We start from the raw sequence: 16,283 nt of genomic DNA on the forward strand, positions 1-16,283 counted from the left end.
CTCGGTGCCCCTTGCATTTGAGGGCGCCAGTTGCAAACGCTGTTGACCATTGATACCGGACCTTTTACCCATGTTCCAGAAGATCCTGATTGCCAACCGCGGCGAGATCGCGCTGCGCATCGTGCGCGCGCTGCGCGAGCTGGGTGTGCCGAGCCTGGCCGTCTTTGCTGCAGACGATGCGCAGGCGCCCCATGTATCCGCTGCCGATGCAGCCGTGCCCCTGGGCGCCAGCGGCCCCTCGGCCTACCTGGACGGCGCCCACCTGCTGCGCATTGCGCGCGAGCACGGCTGCGACGGCATCCATCCGGGCTACGGCTTTCTCAGCGAGAACGCGGGCTTTGCGCAGGCCTGTGCCGATGCGGGCCTGCGCTTCATCGGCCCCACGCCCGCTCATCTGGCGCTGCTGGGCGACAAGGCCCGCGCACGCGATCTGGCACGCCGCTGCGGCGTGCCGCTGATGCCCGGCAGCAGCGAGGCTGTCACGCTGGAACAGGCCCAGGCCTTCTTCGAGGCGCAGCAGGCCGGGGGTGCCAGCGGCATCATGGTCAAGGCCATCGGCGGCGGCGGCGGGCGCGGCATGCGTGCCGTGGCGCGCGCCGAGGACCTGCCTGCCGCCTATGAGCGCTGCCGCAGCGAGGCGCGCGCCGCCTTCGGCGTGGACGGCGTCTATGTGGAGCGGCTGATGACGGGCGCACGCCATATCGAGGTGCAGATCCTGGGCGACGGCGGCGCAGGCCCCATTGCGCTGGGCGAGCGCGAATGCACGCTGCAGCGGCGCTTCCAGAAGCTGGTGGAGATCGCGCCCAGCCCCAGCCTGGCGCAGCCGCTGCGCGAGCGCATCACGCGCGACGCGCTGCGCATGGCCGCCGAGATCGGCTACGAGAGCCTGGGCACCTTCGAATTCCTGGTCGATGCCGCCTCCGACTCCCTGCCCTATGTCTTCATCGAGGCCAACCCGCGCCTGCAGGTCGAGCACACCATCACCGAGGAGGTCTTCGGCATCGACCTGGTGCAAGCCCAGATCCGCATTGCGGCCGGCGATCACCTGGGCGAGCTGGGCCTGGATGCCAGGACACCGCCCGCGCCGCGCGGCTATGCCATGCAGTGGCGCATCAATGCCGAGACGCTGGATGCCGCAGGCCAGTCGCGCCCGGGCAGCGGGCGCATAGGCGCACTGCAGTGGCCGGCCGGCCCCGGCATCCGCATCGACACGCATGCGGTGGCGGGCGCCAGCCCCTCGCCGCACTACGACACGCTGCTGGCCAAGCTCATCGTGCACAGCAGCGCGCCGCGCTTTGAAGACGTGCTTCGCCGCGCACGCCGCGCGCTGGACGAATGCCGCATCGACGGGCTGGCCACCAACCTGCCGCTGCTGCAGGCGCTGGCCCGGCGGCCCGAGATGGCATCGCAGGCCGTGCACACACGCTGGCTTGAAGAGGCCCTTCCCGAATTGGTGGCGGACGCCCAGGCGCTGGCCGAAGGCGCGCGCCGCACGGCTGTGGCCGCCGATGTGCCGATGGCGGCCGAGGCTGCTGGCGCGCCCGTCCCCGAAGGCGCCATCACGGCCCCCATGCCCGCGCGCATCGTGCAGTGGAGCGTGGCCGTGGGCGATGCCGTGGCTGCAGGCGCCGAGCTGGGCGTGCTCGAAGCCATGAAGATGGAGCATGTGCTGCTGGCGCCGCAGGCCGGCACCATCACCCGACGGCTGGCCGAGGCCGGTGCCTATGTGGCCCAGGACCAGCCCCTGCTGGTGCTGGCCGCCGCCGAAGGCGTGCAGGCCGGCGCACGCGCGCAGCAGTCCGCACAGGACCCGGACCACATCCGCGCCGACCTGCAGCGCGTCATCGACCGCCATGCCTTCACGCGCGATGCTGCCCGGCCCGAGGCCATGGCCAAACGCCATGCCCAGGGCAGCCGCAGCGCGCGCGAGAACATCGCCGATCTTTGCGATGAGGGCAGCTTCATCGAGTACGGTGCGCTGGCCATTGCCGCGCAGACGCGCCGGCGCAGCATGGACGACCTGATCGCCAACACGCCGGCCGACGGCATGGTCACGGGCATGGGCTCCATCAACGGCGCGCAGTTCGGCCAGGAGCGCTCGCGCGCCGTCGTCATGTCCTATGACGCCACCGTGCTGGCGGGCACCCAGGGCGCGCGCAACCATGCCAAGACCGACCGCATGCTGGGCATTGCGCTGGCGCAGAAGCTGCCCGTGGTGCTGTTCGCCGAAGGCGGCGGCGGGCGGCCTGGTGACACCGACACGCCTGTGGTCGCGGGCCTGCATGTGCACACCTTTGCGGCCTATGCGGCGCTGTCGGGCCAGGTGCCCGTGATAGGCATCACCCATGGCCGCTGCTTCGCGGGCAACGCGGCCCTGCTGGGCTGCAGCGACGTGATCATCGCCACGCGCGCCAGCTGCATCGGCATGGGCGGGCCGGCCATGATCGAGGGCGGCGGGCTGGGCGTCTTCCGGCCCGAGCAGATCGGGCCCAGCAGCGTGCAGCATGCCAATGGCGTGATCGACGTGCTGGTCGAGGACGAGGCCGAAGCCGTGGCCGCCGCGCGCCACTACCTGTCCTTCTTCCAGGGCCGCACCACGGAGTGGACCGCGCCCGACACGCGCGCCCTGCGCCATGTGGTGCCCGAGAACCGGCTGCGTGCCTACGACACGCGTGCGGCCATGGCGCATCTGGTGGACGAAGGCAGCCTGCTGATGCTGCGCACGGGCTTTGGCGCAGGCATCCACACGGCGCTGGCGCGCATCGAAGGCCGGCCCGTGGGGCTGATGGCCAACAGCCCCTCCCACCTGGGCGGCGCCATCGACGCCGATGCGGCCGACAAGGCCGCGCGCTTCATGCAACTGTGCAATGCCCATGGCCTGCCCATCGTGAGCCTGGTGGACACGCCCGGCTTCATGGTCGGCCCCGAGATCGAGAAGACTGCCCAGGTGCGCCATGTCAGCCGCCTGTTCGTCACGGCGGCCAAGCTGCGCGTGCCGTATTTCAGCGTGGTGCTGCGCAAGGGCTACGGCCTGGGGGCCATGGGCATGACGGCCGGCAGCTTCCATGCGCCGGTGTTCAACGTGGCCTGGCCCACGGGCGAGTTCGGTGCCATGGGTCTGGAAGGCGCCGTGCGCCTGGGCTTTCGCAAGGAACTGGAGGCCCTGCCCGAGGGCGCCGAACGCAACGCCCTGTTCGACCGGCTGCTGGCCCAGCAGTACGCCCACGGCGAGGCCATGCACATGGCCGGCACGCTGGAGATCGACGCCGTCATCGACCCCGCCGACACGCGTGCCTGGCTGTCGCGCGGCCTGGCAGGGGCGCGCGTTGCGCCTGCCCAAGCCGGCTTCGTGGACACCTGGTAGGCCCTGAAAACGCCACGGACGGCATGCTAAGCTGGCCGCCTTTCCGACGAACATGATGGCGGGCCTGCGGTGCAGGCCCCGCTGCCTCTGGAGACTCCCCATGCCCGGACTTCTGCCCGATATCGATCCCGACGGCCTGCTCGAATTCTCGGTGGTCTACACCGACCGCGCGCTCAACCACATGTCCAAGCGCTTCGCGGGCGTGATGCAGGACATCCTCACCACGCTGCAGGAGGTCTACCACGCCCACACGGCCGTGCTGGTGCCGGGCAGCGGCACCTTCGGCATGGAGGCCGTGGCGCGCCAGTTCGCCAACCGCGAAAAGGTGCTCATCGTGCGCAACGGCTGGTTCAGCTACCGCTGGACCCAGATCTTCGAGGAAGGCGGCCTGGGCGGTGGCGCCGTGGTCTGCAAGGCGCGTCGCCAGGGACCGGGCAGCCAGGACCCCTGGGCGCCCTGCGCGGCCGAGGACGTGGCCGCCGCCATCCGCACTGAAAAACCCAAGGTCGTGTTCGCCCCCCATGTGGAGACGGCCAGCGGCATCATCCTCAGCGACAGCTACCTGCGCACCGTGGCCGATGCCGCGCACGAGGTGGGCGCGCTCTTCGTGCTGGACTGCGTGGCCTCGGGCGCCATGTGGGTGGACATGGAAAAGACCGGCGTGGACGTGCTGATCAGCGCGCCGCAAAAGGGCTGGAGCAGCTCGCCGTGCTGCGCCATGGTCATGCTCTCGCAGCGCGCGCGCGAAGCCATCGAGCACACGCAAAGCTCCAGCTTCTCCTGCGACCTCAAGAAGTGGATGCAGATCGCCGAGGGCTACGAAAAAGGCCAGCACGCCTACCACACCACCATGCCCACCGACGCCCTGGTCCGCCTGCGCGACGTGATGCTGGAGACGCGTGCCTACGGCTTCGCCAAGGTGCGCGACGAGCAGATCGCCCTGGGCGCCAAGGTGCGCGCCCTGCTGGAATCGCGCGGCTTTCCCAGCGTGGCGGCCGAAGGCTGGAAGGCCCCCGGCGTGGTCGTCAGCTACACCACCGACCCCGGCATCCAGAGCGGCAAGAAGTTCATGGAAGCCGGCCTGCAGACCGCCTCGGGCGTGCCCCTGCAGTGCGACGAAGGCCCGGACTTCAAGACCTTCCGCATCGGCCTGTTCGGCCTGGAAAAATGGCACAACGTGGACCGCACCGTCGGCCACATCGCCAAGGCCCTTGACGACATCGGTGTAAATGGCACCCCCTGAGCGGCTGCGCCGCTTCCCCCAGGGGACGACGCCCTCGCTGCGAGGCGGCTCTTGCTCGGCGTCCCGCCTTCAGGCAGTGTTAGCGCTTGAGGCCGCACGGCATGGCATTGCTGTTGAATGCATTTTTTGATTTGAAAGAACCCTCATGAACAAGACCCTCACCACCCTGGCCGCCTCCTGCGGCCTGATGCTCGCCGCACTGACCGGCGTGGCGGCCCATGCGGCCGAGCCCGTGACCACGGCCAGCGGCCTGGTCTATGAAAGCCTCAAGGAAGGCACGGGCGCCAGCCCCAAGGCCAGCGACACGGTGCGCGTGCACTACCGCGGCTACTTCCCCGACACGGGCAAGGACTTCGACAGCTCCATCACGCGCGGCCAGCCCATCGAGTTCCCCTTGACCGGCGTGATTCCCTGCTGGACCGAAGGCGTGCAGAAGATGAAGGTCGGCGGCAAGGCCAAGCTGACCTGCCCGCCCTCCATCGCCTACGGCAGCCGTGGCGCGGGCAGCGTGATCCCGCCCAACGCCACGCTGAACTTCGAGGTGGAACTGCTGGGCATCAAGTGATGGCCGGCCCGCTGGCCGGGCCAGCCCCCGCTTGATGCAAAGCCGGCCTGCGGGCCGGCTTTTTACGGTCGTTGAAAGGGATATGCCGTGGATTCACGCAAACCGCTGGACGCGCGCGCCGCCGCGCTGATGCTCATGCTGTGCCTGATCTGGAGCCTGCAGCAGATCCTGCTCAAGGCCACGGCCGATGCCATTGCGCCCACGCTGCAGATCGCGCTGCGCTCGGGCGTGGGCGCCGTGCTGGTGTGGCTGTTCATGCGCTGGCGCGGCATGCGCGTGCAGTGGGGCGACGGCAGCTGGCGCCCGGGCCTGGCCGTGGGCACGCTGTTTGCGCTGGAATTCCTGCTGGTGGGCGAGAGCATCAACCACACCTCGGCCGCCCATGTGGTGGTCTTCCTGTATTCCGCTCCCGTGTTCGCGGCGCTGGGCCTGCACTGGAAGCTGCCCTCGGAGCGCCTGGCGCCGCTGCAATGGCTGGGCATCGCACTGGCCTTTGCCGGCATAGCGCTGGCCTTCCTGGGCGGCGGCAAGCCTTCGAAGGCAGCAGGCGCCGCCATGCTGCTGGGCGACCTGCTGGCGCTGGCCGCCGGCGTGGCCTGGGGCGCCACCACGGTGGCCATCCGCACCACGCGGCTGGCATCGCTGCCCGCCGCGCAGACCCTGCTCTACCAACTGGCCACGGGCTTTGCGCTGCTGCTGCCCGCCGCCTTCCTGCTGGGCCAGACCCGCTTCGAGCCCACGCCGCTGGCCTGGGCCGGCCTGGCCTTCCAGTCCGTGCTGGTCTGCTTCGTGAGCTTCCTGGTCTGGTTCTGGCTGCTCACGCAATACCTGGCCTCGCGCCTGGGCGTGTTCTCTTTCATGACGCCCATCTTCGGCGTGGTCTTCGGTGCCTGGCTGCTCAGCGAGCCCATCGAGCCCAACTTCCTGGCCGGGGCACTGATGGTGCTGGCCGGGGTGTTGCTGGTGAGCGGGTATGGGTGGCTGATGTCGCTCAGGCGTCCTGCCTGACCAGTCCCAGCCGCCGCGCCAGCCGCTGCAGGTTGGCGCGGTCCATCTGCAGCTCGCGTGCGGCGGCGGCCCAGCTGCCTTGGTGGCGCTGCAGGCTGGCGTCGATCAGATGGCGCTCGTAGCTCTCCACGGCTTCGCGCAGGCCTTGGGGGCTGGCGCCGGGCGATGCGACCTGTGGGAGGGGCAGGGACGGGGTGGCCGTCGCCGGGGGCTGAGCGTCATCCCAGAGATCGGCCTGGCCCAGCGTGACCATGCGAGCCCGGCCACCGGCTGGAGCGGCGGAGGGCGCACGGCTCAGCGCCCGCAGCACGCCGCGGCTGATGAGGTGCTCCAGCTCCCGCACATTGCCGGGCCAGTCCTGGGCCAGCAGGGCCGATTGCGCGGCGGGGTGAAGGCGCAGGCCGCCCAGGCCCAGGCGCGAGCGGTTTTCCTCGAGGAAGAAGCCGGCCAGCATCAGCACGTCGCTGTCGCGCTCGCGCAGCGCGGGCACGCGCAGCGGGTAGACGCTCAGGCGGTGGAAGAAGTCGGCGCGCATGCGGCCTGCCGCCACCTCGGCGGCCAGGTCGCGGTTGGTGGCGGCGATCACGCGCACGTCCACATGGTGCTCGCGGTCCGAGCCCAGGCGCTGCAGCTGTCCGCTTTGCAGCACGCGCAGCAGCTTGGCCTGCACGGGCAGGGACAGCTCGCCCACCTCGTCCAGGAACAGCGTGCCCTGGTCGGCCTGCTCGAACTTGCCGCTGCGCTCGGACAGCGCACCCGTGAAGGCGCCGCGCACATGGCCGAACAGCTCGCTTTCGACCAGGTTGTCGGGCAGGGCCGCGCAGTTGATGCTGACCAGCGCGCGGCCCGCACGCGCCGACTGCGCATGCACGGCCTGGGCCACCAGTTCCTTGCCCGTGCCGGTCTCGCCCGTGATCAGCACATTGAGGTCGCTGGCCGCGACCAGGGCGATGTCCTTTTGCAGCGCGCGCATGGCCGGGCTCTGGCCGATCAGCGGACGCGATGACTCGCCCCCCGGGGCGGCGCCGGGCGCGGGCAGGGCGCGCGCACTGCGCGCCAACCGGCGCAGCCGCTCGGCCGTGGTCACGGTGGCCGCCGCCAGGTTGCTGAAGGCCTGCAGCGCCGCCAGCGCGGCCGGGTCGGCAAAGCGCCCCGGGTCCAGCGCGTCCAGCGTGAGAAGGCCCCAGGGCAGGCCGCCCGTCTGCAGCACGCAGCCCATGCAGTCGTGCACCTCCAGCGGCCCGTGGCCCTGGGCCACCAGGCCGTCATAGGGATCGGGCAGCGGGCTGTCTGGCGCAAAGCGCATGGCCTGGCCCGCCGCCAGCAGCTGGGCAAAGCGCGGGTGCTCGGCAATGCGAAAGCGCCGGCCCAGCGCATCGGGCACCAGGCCATCGATGGCCACGGGCCGCAGCCACTCGCCCTCCAGCCGCAGCAGGGCGGCGGCATCGGCCGGCAGCACGGCGCGCAGGGCTGCCAGCAGGCGGCGAAAGCGCTCGCGCTCGGGCAGGTCCTGGGCCAGGTCGGCCACCAGAGGGGTCAGGGCATGCAGGGCGGTGGATGTGGTCATAAAGACTGCGATGGCTGTCAAAAAGACTCGATTTGACGAAGGTCATATTGACGCATGAAACGCCAAACCCTTGTTCTGCAAGGGCTGCAGTCCTGGCACGGCACTTGCCTTTGTCAAGGCATGCCCGGCATCGCACCGGGCATGCCCGTCCCCGTACCCAAGGAGTTTCCCGTGCTGACCGACCGCCAACGTGCCATCGTCCAATCCACCGTCCCGCTGCTTGAAACCGGCGGCGAGGCTTTGATCACCCACTTCTACCAGACCATGCTGGGCGAGTACCCCGAGGTGCGCGCCCTGTTCAACATGGCCCACCAGCAAAGCGGTGCCCAGCCGCGTGCCCTGGCCTATAGCGTGCTCATGTACGCCAAGCACATCGACCGGCTCGAAGCCCTGGGCGATCTGCCCGCGCAGATCATCAACAAGCACGTTGCGCTGCAGGTGCAGCCCGAGCACTACCCCATCGTCGGCACCTGCCTGCTGCGCGCCATCCGCGAAGTGCTGGGCGCCGAGATCGCCACCGACGAGGTCATCGATGCCTGGGGCGCCGCCTACCAGCAGCTGGCCGACATCCTGATCGGCGCCGAACGCCAGGCCTATGACCGCACGGCGGCGGCCGAGGGCGGCTGGCGCGGCGAGCGTGCGTTCGTGGTCGAGGACAAGGTGGCGGAAAGCGCCGAGATCACCTCGTTCTACCTGGTGCCGGCCGATGGCGGCCCCGTGATCGCCCACCAGCCCGGCCAGTACATCGGCCTGCGCCTGGTGGTGGACGGCCAGGAGCAGCGGCGCAACTACTCGCTGTCCGCGCCCGCCGATGGCCGCAGCCTGCGCATCAGCGTCAAGCGCGAGGCAGGCGGCAAGGTCTCCAGCTTCCTGCACGACCGGGTCCAGGTCGGCGACACGCTGCAACTGTTCCCGCCCGCAGGACACTTCACGCTGCAGCCCGGCGAGCGTCCGCTGGTGCTGATCAGCGGCGGCGTGGGCATCACGCCGACCCTGCCCATGCTGGATGCGGCCTTGCCCAGCAAGCGTCCCGTGGTTTTCATCCACTGCGCACGCGAGCGCGGGGTGCATGCCTTCCGTGAACGTGTGGATGCGCTGGCCGCGGAGCATCCGCAGCTCAGCCGGTACTACTGCTATGACCGGGTGGAGGAGGGCGATGAGGTCGATGCGCAGGGACTGCTGACCGCCCGGCAGTTGGGTGAGTGGCTGCCTTCAGTGGATGCCGATGTGTATTTCCTGGGGCCCCGGCCGTTCATGCGGTCGGTGAAGGAATCATTGCGGGTGTTGGGGGTGCCGGAAGGGCAGGTCCGCTATGAATTCTTTGGGCCGGCGGAGGCGTTGGCCTGATTTGCCGTCGATCCGCTCGGGTCCCCTGGCCTGAGTGGTGGAGCAGGGGCCGGGCCTTGGCCCGCCGTGCATCGGGCGATCAGCCCTGCACGGCCCACATGCCCTGGTTGCCCGACACCCACTCCCCAAACGCCTGTGCGGGCAAGGGCTTGCTGCACAGATAGCCCTGGAAGAAGTCGCACCCCTTGCCGCGCAGGAATGCCAGTTGCTCGGCCGTCTCCACGCCCTCGGCCAGAACCTTGAGCCCCATGGCATGCCCCAGCGCGATCACCGATCCGCTGATGGCCATGTCGTCCGCGCTGTGCGGGATATCGCGGATGAAGCCCTGGTCGATCTTGAGCAGGTCCAGCGGAAAGCGCTTGAGGTGGGCCAGCGAGGAATAGCCGGTGCCGAAGTCGTCGATGGCCAGCCGCAGGCCCTGGGCGCGCAGGCGGCGCATGACGGCCAGGGCCTCCTCGGGGCGCTCGGCCAGGGCGCTTTCGGTGATTTCCAGCTCCAGGCAGTGCGGGGCGAAGCCCGTGGCGGCCAGCGCGTCGGCGGTGGCACCGGCGATGTCGGTCAGCAGGAACTGGTGCAGCGAGACATTGACCGCGATGGTCATCTCGGGCAGGCCCTGATCGCGCCAGCGCTGGCCCTGGGCGCAGGCCTCGCGCAGCACCCACAGGCCCAGCGCGCCGATGACGCCCGAGCTTTCGGCCACGGGAATGAAGCGTGCCGGGGAGATGAGGCCCTCGTCCGGGTCCAGCCAGCGCACCAGGGCCTCGGCGCCCACCAGGCGGCCCGTGGCTAGGTCGATCTGGGGCTGGAAGTACAGGCGCAGGTGGCCCAGGTCTATGGCCTGCCGCAGCCGTGCCTCCATGGCCAGGCGCTCGCGCGCGGCCGAGGTCATGTCTTCCTCGAAAAAGCACCAGGCACGGCCGCTGCGCGACTTGGCGCCGTAGACGGCGGCGTGCGCGCCCTGCAGCAGGTCCTGGGCATTGCCGGCGTGGGAGGGATACATGCAGATGCCCACGCTGACGCCGGCCATGACGGACAGGCCGTCCGGCGAGCTCCAGGGCTGGCCGGCCGCCGCGATCAGTTGCCGTGCGCGGGCGATGGCGTCGCCGCGCTCGCTCATGCCCTTGCACAGCACGGCCAGTTCGTCACCGGCCATGCGACCTATGAGGTCCTGGGGGCCCAGGGAGTCGTGCACACGGGCGGCGATGTGGCGCAGCACTTGGTCGCCAATGGCGTGGCCGTAGCTGTCGTTGACGTCCTTGAAGCGATCGATGTTCAGCAGCATCACGGCCAGCGTGCCCTGCTCGGCGGCCGCCTCGGCCACGGCGTCTTCCAGCAGCGCTGTGAAGCGCACGCTGTTGGGCAGGCCGGTGAGCATGTCGCGGTGGGCCAGGAATTCGAGCTGGGCCTCGCGCGCCTTCTCGGCCGAGATGTCGGTGAACATGCACACGTAGTGCGTGACCTTGCCCTGTGCGTCCTTGACGGCGCTGAGCGACATGCGCTCGGGGAAGACCTCGCCGTTCTTGCGGCGGTTCCAGATTTCGCCCTGCCAGTGGCCCGTGGCCTGCATGCTGTCCCACATGGCCTCGTAGAAGGCCTTGTCATGGCGGCCGGACTTGAACATGCGCGGGGTCTTGCCCAGCATTTCCTGCTCGGTATAGCCCAGCAGCCGCGTGAAGGCGCTGTTGACCGAGAGGATGCGGCTGCGCGCGTCGGTGACGACCACGCCCTCCATGGTGTTGTCCACCACGGCGGCGGCCAGGCGCTGGCGTTCGTCGGCCTCCCGCCCGGCGGCCATCGCGGCATGGGCAGTGCGCTCTCCACGGCGCATGCGCCACAGCAGCCAGCCGCCGCCCACGGCCGTGACCAGCACCAGGGTCACCGAGGACAGCATGCGCCGCTGCGCCGCCGCCTCGGGCGGAATCTGCAGGTGCGCCAGCAGCCATTCCACGCCCCAGAGCCACAGCAGACCTGCGCACACGTACAGGGTCATTGCGCCCCAGAGCGGTATTCGGGGCTGCTCTCCCTGATCTTGCATGTGGTTCCTCAGAACGTTCCCAGAACGTGTGACTTGCGCAGGGTCGTGTCCATGCTGCGACAATTGCGCCGCTATGACCCAAGCCTATATTCTTACCCTTTCGTGCCCCGACCGGCTCGGTCTGGTACATGCCGTCTCGGGCTTTCTGCTCGAGCAAGGCGGCAACATCGAAGAGGCCGCGCAGTATAACGACCCGGCCACCGGACTGTTCTTCATGCGCGTGCAATTTGCCTGCAACGGCTGCGATCCCGCGGCTCTGAGGGCGGCCCTGGCCGACCTGGGCGGCCAGTACCAGATGAAGTGGCGCCTGCACACCAAGGCCGAAGCCATGAAGACCGTGCTCATGGTCAGCAAGGAAGGCCACTGCCTCAACGACCTGCTGTTTCGCTGGAAGAGCGGCCTGCTGCCGGTGGACATCCGCGCCATCATCAGCAACCACCGCGAGTTCTACCAGCTGGCGGCCAGCTACAACATCCCCTTCCACCACATCCCCGTCACGGCTGCCACCAAGGCCCAGGCCGAGGCAAAGCAGTTCGAGATCATCGAGGCCGAAGGCGCCGAGCTCGTGGTGCTGGCGCGCTACATGCAGGTGCTGTCCAACGACCTGTGCACCAAGCTGGCAGGCCGCGCGATCAACATCCACCACAGCTTCCTGCCCAGCTTCAAGGGCGCCAAGCCCTACTACCAGGCCCATGACCGCGGCGTGAAGCTGATCGGCGCCACGGCCCACTATGTGACGGCCGACCTGGACGAAGGCCCGATCATCGAGCAGGACGTGGCCCGCGCCGACCACACCGACACCGTGGAGGACCTCACGGCCCGCGGCCGCGACACCGAGAGCCAGGTGCTGGCCCGCGCCGTCAAGTGGCACAGCGAGCACCGCGTCATCCTCAACGGCCACAAGACCGTGGTCTTCCGCTGAAGCCGGCTCCCGGCCGCCCATGGCGAACGTGACCCTTGCCGCCGGCAGCGGCTTTGCCCCGCCCGGCAGCGGCGCCCGCCGCATTCCGCCTATACAGTGCCTGCTCACTTTCGAGGCGCTGGCGCGGCTGCGCAGCGTGACGCAGACGGCCGAGGAGCTGTGCGTCACGCCCAGCGCCGTCAGCCACCGCGTGCGCCAGCTCGAGCAGATCCTGGGCACGCGGCTGTTCGGCCGCTCGGACTTTTCGCTCACCACCGAAGGCAGCGCCTACCTGTCCCACGTGCGCGAGGGCCTGGGCGCGCTGCAGCGCTTTCCGGGCGAGGTGACGGCACCGGGCCGCCGCAGGCTCAAGCTTGCGGTCACGCCCACCTTTGCGCGCGTGATCCTGATCCCGCGCCTGCGCCAGTTCACGGAAACCTATCCCGAGATCGACATCGCCCTGCAGGTCTCCATCCCGCTGCTGGACGTGGTGGCCGAGGATGCCGACCTGATGGTGCGCTTCGGCCCCGGCCACTATGCCGATGTGGAGCACATCGAGCTGGCGCGCGACGTGGTCACGCCGCTGGCCTCGCCGGCCTTCATCCGCGAGCACGGCCCCTTCGAGCAGCCCCAGGACCTGGAAGGCATGCCCCTGCTGCGCAGCCCGCTGGAGCCCTGGCGCACCTGGTTCGGCGCCACCGGCCTGGACTGGCCCGAGCCGCACGAGGGCTCGCAGTTCAACGACATCGGCCTGATGTGCGACGCGGCCTCGGCCGGCATGGGCATCGCCCTGGTGCGCCACAAGCTGGGCGCGCCCTGGCTGGACAACGGCACCCTGGTGCGCCTGTTCGACGTGGACACGGCTAGCCCCCATGCCCACTACCTGTGCTGGCGCACCGGAACGATGGACCGCTGGGAATGCGCGGCCTTTGCTGAATGGTTGAAGAGGGCGATGGCCTGCTGAGGCGCCCATAACTGATTTCGCGGATTTCACGGATTTCACGCGCCGTTGCAATAAACATCAGCGCAGCCCCGCTGCACAAAGACGGCGGCATCGCCTAAAGTCAGGCTCCATGACTTCCGCCAGCTCCCCAGCCAGCCCCGCTCCCGGCGCCATGGCGTCGGCCGCCGCCGATGCGGCCCACCAGCAGCCCACAGTCTCCGAGCGCGCACGGCGCCAGGCCGAGGTCGTGGCCGCGCTGGCCCGCCATGTGCCCGCCCACGCCCTGCTGTGGAATGCCGAGGACACCACGCCCTATGAATGCGACGGCCTCACGGCCTACCGCCAGCGCCCGCTGGTGGTCTGCCTGCCCGAGACCGAGGCCCAGGTCCAGGCCGTGCTGCGAGCCTGCCACGCCATCCAGGTGCCCGTGATCGCACGCGGCGCGGGCACCGGGCTGTCGGGCGGTGCCTTGCCCCATCCCATGGGCGTGACGCTGTCGCTGGCCAAGTTCAACAAGATCCTGCAGGTCGATGCGGCCAGCCGCACGGCCGTGGTGCAGTGCGGCGTGCGCAACCTGGCCATCAGCGAGGCCGCCGCGCCCTTCGGCCTGTACTACGCGCCCGATCCCAGCAGCCAGATCGCCTGCACCATCGGCGGCAACGTGGCCGAGAACTCGGGCGGCGTGCACTGCCTCAAGTACGGGCTGACCGTGCACAACGTGCTCAAGGTGCGCGGCTTCACCGTGGAGGGCGAGCCGGTGGAGTTCGGCTCCACGGCACTGGACACGCCGGGCTTCGACCTGCTGGCCATCCTGGTCGGCAGCGAGGGCATGCTGGCCGTGACCACCGAAGTCACCGTGCGCCTGATCCCCAAGCCCCAGCTGGCGCGCTGCATCATGGCCAGCTTCGACGACGTGCGCAAGGCCGGCGACGCCGTGGCCGCCGTGATCGCGGCCGGCATCATCCCGGCCGGGCTGGAGATGATGGACAAGCCCATGACGGCCGCCGTCGAGGACTTCGTCAAGGCCGGCTACGACCTCACGGCCGAGGCCATCCTGCTGTGCGAGAGCGACGGCACGCCCGAGGAAGTCGAGGAAGAGATCGCCCACATGAGCGAGGTGCTGCGCGGCGCCGGGGCCACGGCCATCACGGTGAGCGAAAGCGAGGCCGAGCGCCTGCGCTTCTGGAGCGGGCGCAAGAACGCCTTTCCTGCCAGCGGGCGCATCAGCCCCGACTACATGTGCATGGACTCCACCATCCCGCGCAAGCGCCTGGCCGACATCCTGCTGGCCATCCAGGAGATGGAAAAGAAATACGGCCTGCGCTGCGCCAACGTCTTCCACGCGGGCGACGGCAACCTGCACCCGCTGATCCTGTTCGATGCCAACGACCCCGACGAGCTGCACCGCTGCGAGCTGTTCGGCGCCGACATCCTGGAGACCAGCGTGGCCATGGGCGGCACGGTCACTGGCGAGCATGGCGTGGGCGTGGAAAAGCTCAACTCCATGTGCACCCAATTCACCACGGCCGAGAACGACCAGATGTTCGCGCTCAAGGCCGCCTTCGACCCGCAGGCCCTGCTCAACCCCGGCAAGGTGATTCCCACGCTCAACCGCTGCGCCGAGTACGGAAAGATGCTGGTGCGCGGCGGCCAGATCTCACACCCGGACCTGCCGAGATTCTGAGGCGTGGTGCAACGGGCGCGATGCAACCGGCGACGTGCAACGACCACCATGCAACCCGCTGGTCACGGCTGCTGCAGACAGCGCAGCCACAGCCCATCGAGCGCGCGGGCCAGCGCAGCTTCCTGCCGGGGCACGGCCAGGTCCTCCGCGAGGTCTTCGATCATGGCCTCCAGTGGTACGGCATTGGACAGGGTGCGCATGCCGCATTCCATCGCCAAGGCGGTGTCCAGGTAGGCCACGCGCGCACCGGCCACGCCCCAGCGCGTGAGTTCGCGCACACGGCCGACCTGGTTCAGCCGCAGGCGCATCGCCTCCAGCCGCTCGGCCAGGGATCTGCGGATGCGCTCCCCTGTCTCGGGCCGGTCCTCCTCCAGTCTGCGCAGCGCCGCCTCCTGCTGCTCTAGCGTGCGCTCCAGTGCCCGCAGAGCCGCCTCGCGCCCCAGCCGTGCCTCGTCGTAGCGTGGCAGGGCTGCGCGCACGCGCTCCAGCGTCTGCTTGCGTTCGCGTGCGTAGACCGGCTCGGCGGGGCGCCCGGAACGCACGCAAGCGTCGGCGGCCAGCACCAGCCGCTGCGGAGCTGCTTCGGCGCCCAGCCCTTGCGGACGGAAGCTGCGGCAGTCTGTCATTTCCTCCAGCATGCGCAGGTCTTCCAGGTGCAGGCGCATGCGTTCCGCGTCCTTCTGCGCCTCAAGCCGATGGCGACCCAGCATCTCCTGGCGCTGGCGCTCCAGCATCAGCAATTCGCGCCAGCCGCCACGCAGCCGGGCCTCGAACCGCGCCTGCTCGCCATCGGCCGCTTGCTGCAGCTGCTCGGCATCCTGGCGCAGACGCAGCTGCAGGTATCCATGCGTGCCTGATCTCTCGCAGGTGTACTCGACGATGCGCCCGCCGCTTCCATCGCCCACGCTGCGCCATGCACTGCGCGCGCATGCGTTCCTCTCCTGAAGCACCTGGCCTATCGAGACCCCCGATGCACCGCCCCAGGATGCGGCCTGGACCGCCAGCACATCACCGTCGTCACCGCCGCAACCGCCCAGCACCAGTACAAGGCTCGAGGGCAGCAGCCACACTCGTTGCCAACGCATTTGCTCCCCCGTGCATGTGATTTCCAGATCGATGGTTGATATTAACTATCAATCAAAAAGAGATGTGATTTTTATCAATACTCACATCTCAATCAGACCAATCCCATAGCGTTCGCGCATGCAGGATGCAAAGCAGCGGTTTGCTCAAAAATTACGTGATTCGATGCAGGCCCAGGGCTATGAAGCCAGGCCTGCCGTGCTCGAGCACGAGTTCAATTCCCGTTTCTGGGGCAAGCCCATGTCCCAGCACGGCGTGCGCCTTTGGCTGCTCGGCAAGACCATGCCCAACGCCAAGAAACTCGCTGCGCTGGCCGACTGGCTGCAGGTGCCGCTGGAGGAATTCCTGCGCTCGCCGCAGCAGGTTCGCGAGGTGCGCGAGCCCAAGAGCGCCTGGTCCGCAGGCCTGGGCTACGAGGACAACGAGCTGTTCAAGATCTACCTGCGCCTTCCCGTGCCCAAGCGCCGGCTGGCGCGCGACGTGATCCTGGCCATTGCGCGCGCCCATGATGCCGAGGAAGCGGAACGCGCCGCAGGCTCGTAG

Annotated in this window: 12 protein-coding genes; 9 read left to right on the forward strand and 3 right to left on the reverse strand. The window is 69.2% G+C overall.

Going from position 1 to position 16,283, the window contains the following annotated elements; all coding sequences use genetic code 11:
• The first annotated feature begins 70 nt into the window (after positions 1-70).
• The 4 genes from CLV01_RS05555 (at position 71) to CLV01_RS05570 (ending at position 6,180) form a co-directional block, all read left to right on the forward strand.
• The gene (locus CLV01_RS05555) at positions 71-3,364 is read left to right on the forward strand and encodes a carboxyl transferase domain-containing protein (protein ID WP_099734810.1); all 3,294 of its coding nucleotides are present in this window, start codon (positions 71-73) and stop codon (positions 3,362-3,364) included.
• 100 nt (positions 3,365-3,464) lie between these two features.
• Positions 3,465-4,607: a pyridoxal-phosphate-dependent aminotransferase family protein gene (locus tag CLV01_RS05560; RefSeq protein WP_061287232.1), complete on the forward strand. Its 1,143-nt coding sequence runs from the start codon at positions 3,465-3,467 to the stop codon at positions 4,605-4,607.
• A gap of 145 nt (positions 4,608-4,752) precedes the next feature.
• Positions 4,753-5,172, forward strand: a complete 420-nt coding sequence (locus CLV01_RS05565) for an FKBP-type peptidyl-prolyl cis-trans isomerase (RefSeq protein WP_016446675.1) — start codon at positions 4,753-4,755, stop codon at positions 5,170-5,172.
• Between the two features lie 87 nt (positions 5,173-5,259).
• Positions 5,260-6,180, forward strand: coding sequence for a DMT family transporter (locus CLV01_RS05570; protein ID WP_013804422.1), 921 nt, complete (start codon positions 5,260-5,262; stop codon positions 6,178-6,180).
• Here CLV01_RS05570 and norR read toward each other — a convergent pair.
• The gene (gene norR / locus CLV01_RS05575; RefSeq protein ID WP_099734809.1) at positions 6,164-7,747 is read right to left on the reverse strand and encodes a nitric oxide reductase transcriptional regulator NorR; all 1,584 of its coding nucleotides are present in this window, start codon (positions 7,745-7,747) and stop codon (positions 6,164-6,166) included. The genes CLV01_RS05570 and norR overlap by 17 nt on opposite strands.
• A 120-nt stretch (positions 7,748-7,867) precedes the next feature.
• Between norR and hmpA the strand changes: the two genes are divergently transcribed.
• The gene (gene hmpA, locus CLV01_RS05580) at positions 7,868-9,094 is read left to right on the forward strand and encodes an NO-inducible flavohemoprotein (protein WP_099734808.1); all 1,227 of its coding nucleotides are present in this window, start codon (positions 7,868-7,870) and stop codon (positions 9,092-9,094) included.
• A 79-nt stretch (positions 9,095-9,173) separates the two neighbouring features.
• Here hmpA and CLV01_RS05585 read toward each other — a convergent pair whose 3' ends face one another.
• A complete protein-coding gene (locus CLV01_RS05585) occupies positions 9,174-11,129 on the reverse strand; it encodes a putative bifunctional diguanylate cyclase/phosphodiesterase (protein WP_180288360.1) in 1,956 nt (651 codons plus the stop codon).
• 73 nt (positions 11,130-11,202) lie between these two features.
• Here CLV01_RS05585 and purU point away from each other — a divergent pair, with 73 nt between their 5' ends.
• The 3 genes from purU (at position 11,203) to CLV01_RS05600 (ending at position 14,657) form a co-directional block, all read left to right on the forward strand.
• Positions 11,203-12,051 carry a formyltetrahydrofolate deformylase gene (gene purU, locus CLV01_RS05590; protein ID WP_013804418.1) on the forward strand — a complete coding sequence of 283 codons (849 nt, stop codon included), beginning with the start codon at positions 11,203-11,205 and terminating at the stop codon, positions 12,049-12,051.
• A gap of 19 nt (positions 12,052-12,070) precedes the next feature.
• Entirely contained in the window at positions 12,071-12,994 is a 924-nt protein-coding gene (locus tag CLV01_RS05595; RefSeq protein ID WP_012203013.1) for a LysR substrate-binding domain-containing protein, read from the forward strand.
• Between the two features lie 151 nt (positions 12,995-13,145).
• Entirely contained in the window at positions 13,146-14,657 is a 1,512-nt protein-coding gene (locus tag CLV01_RS05600; RefSeq protein ID WP_013804417.1) for an FAD-linked oxidase C-terminal domain-containing protein, read from the forward strand.
• 62 nt (positions 14,658-14,719) lie between these two features.
• Here the strand turns inward: CLV01_RS05600 and CLV01_RS05605 are convergent, their stop codons facing one another.
• A complete protein-coding gene (locus CLV01_RS05605; RefSeq protein WP_099734806.1) occupies positions 14,720-15,742 on the reverse strand; it encodes a hypothetical protein in 1,023 nt (340 codons plus the stop codon).
• 118 nt (positions 15,743-15,860) lie between these two features.
• Between CLV01_RS05605 and CLV01_RS05610 the strand changes: the two genes are divergently transcribed.
• Positions 15,861-16,283 carry a DNA-binding protein gene (locus tag CLV01_RS05610; RefSeq protein ID WP_099734805.1) on the forward strand — a complete coding sequence of 141 codons (423 nt, stop codon included), beginning with the start codon at positions 15,861-15,863 and terminating at the stop codon, positions 16,281-16,283.

This window comes from Delftia sp. 60 (genome assembly GCF_002754395.1).
Taxonomy (GTDB): Bacteria; Pseudomonadota; Gammaproteobacteria; order Burkholderiales; family Burkholderiaceae_C; genus Comamonas; species Comamonas acidovorans.

Excerpts from the sequence above, each read along its gene's own strand:
- CLV01_RS05555 (WP_099734810.1), top strand. The coding sequence starts at position 71 with ATGTTCCAGAAGATCCTGATTGCCAACCGCGGCGAGATCGCGCTGCGC.
- CLV01_RS05560 (WP_061287232.1), top strand. The coding sequence starts at position 3,465 with ATGCCCGGACTTCTGCCCGATATCGATCCCGACGGCCTGCTCGAATTC.
- CLV01_RS05565 (WP_016446675.1), top strand. The coding sequence starts at position 4,753 with ATGAACAAGACCCTCACCACCCTGGCCGCCTCCTGCGGCCTGATGCTC.
- norR (WP_099734809.1), bottom strand. The coding sequence starts at position 7,747 with ATGACCACATCCACCGCCCTGCATGCCCTGACCCCTCTGGTGGCCGAC.
- hmpA (WP_099734808.1), top strand. The coding sequence starts at position 7,868 with ATGCCCGGCATCGCACCGGGCATGCCCGTCCCCGTACCCAAGGAGTTT.
- CLV01_RS05585 (WP_180288360.1), bottom strand. The coding sequence starts at position 11,129 with ATGCAAGATCAGGGAGAGCAGCCCCGAATACCGCTCTGGGGCGCAATG.
- purU (WP_013804418.1), top strand. The coding sequence starts at position 11,203 with ATGACCCAAGCCTATATTCTTACCCTTTCGTGCCCCGACCGGCTCGGT.
- CLV01_RS05595 (WP_012203013.1), top strand. The coding sequence starts at position 12,071 with ATGGCGAACGTGACCCTTGCCGCCGGCAGCGGCTTTGCCCCGCCCGGC.
- CLV01_RS05600 (WP_013804417.1), top strand. The coding sequence starts at position 13,146 with ATGGCGTCGGCCGCCGCCGATGCGGCCCACCAGCAGCCCACAGTCTCC.
- CLV01_RS05605 (WP_099734806.1), bottom strand. The coding sequence starts at position 15,742 with ATGCGTTGGCAACGAGTGTGGCTGCTGCCCTCGAGCCTTGTACTGGTG.
- CLV01_RS05610 (WP_099734805.1), top strand. The coding sequence starts at position 15,861 with ATGCAGGATGCAAAGCAGCGGTTTGCTCAAAAATTACGTGATTCGATG.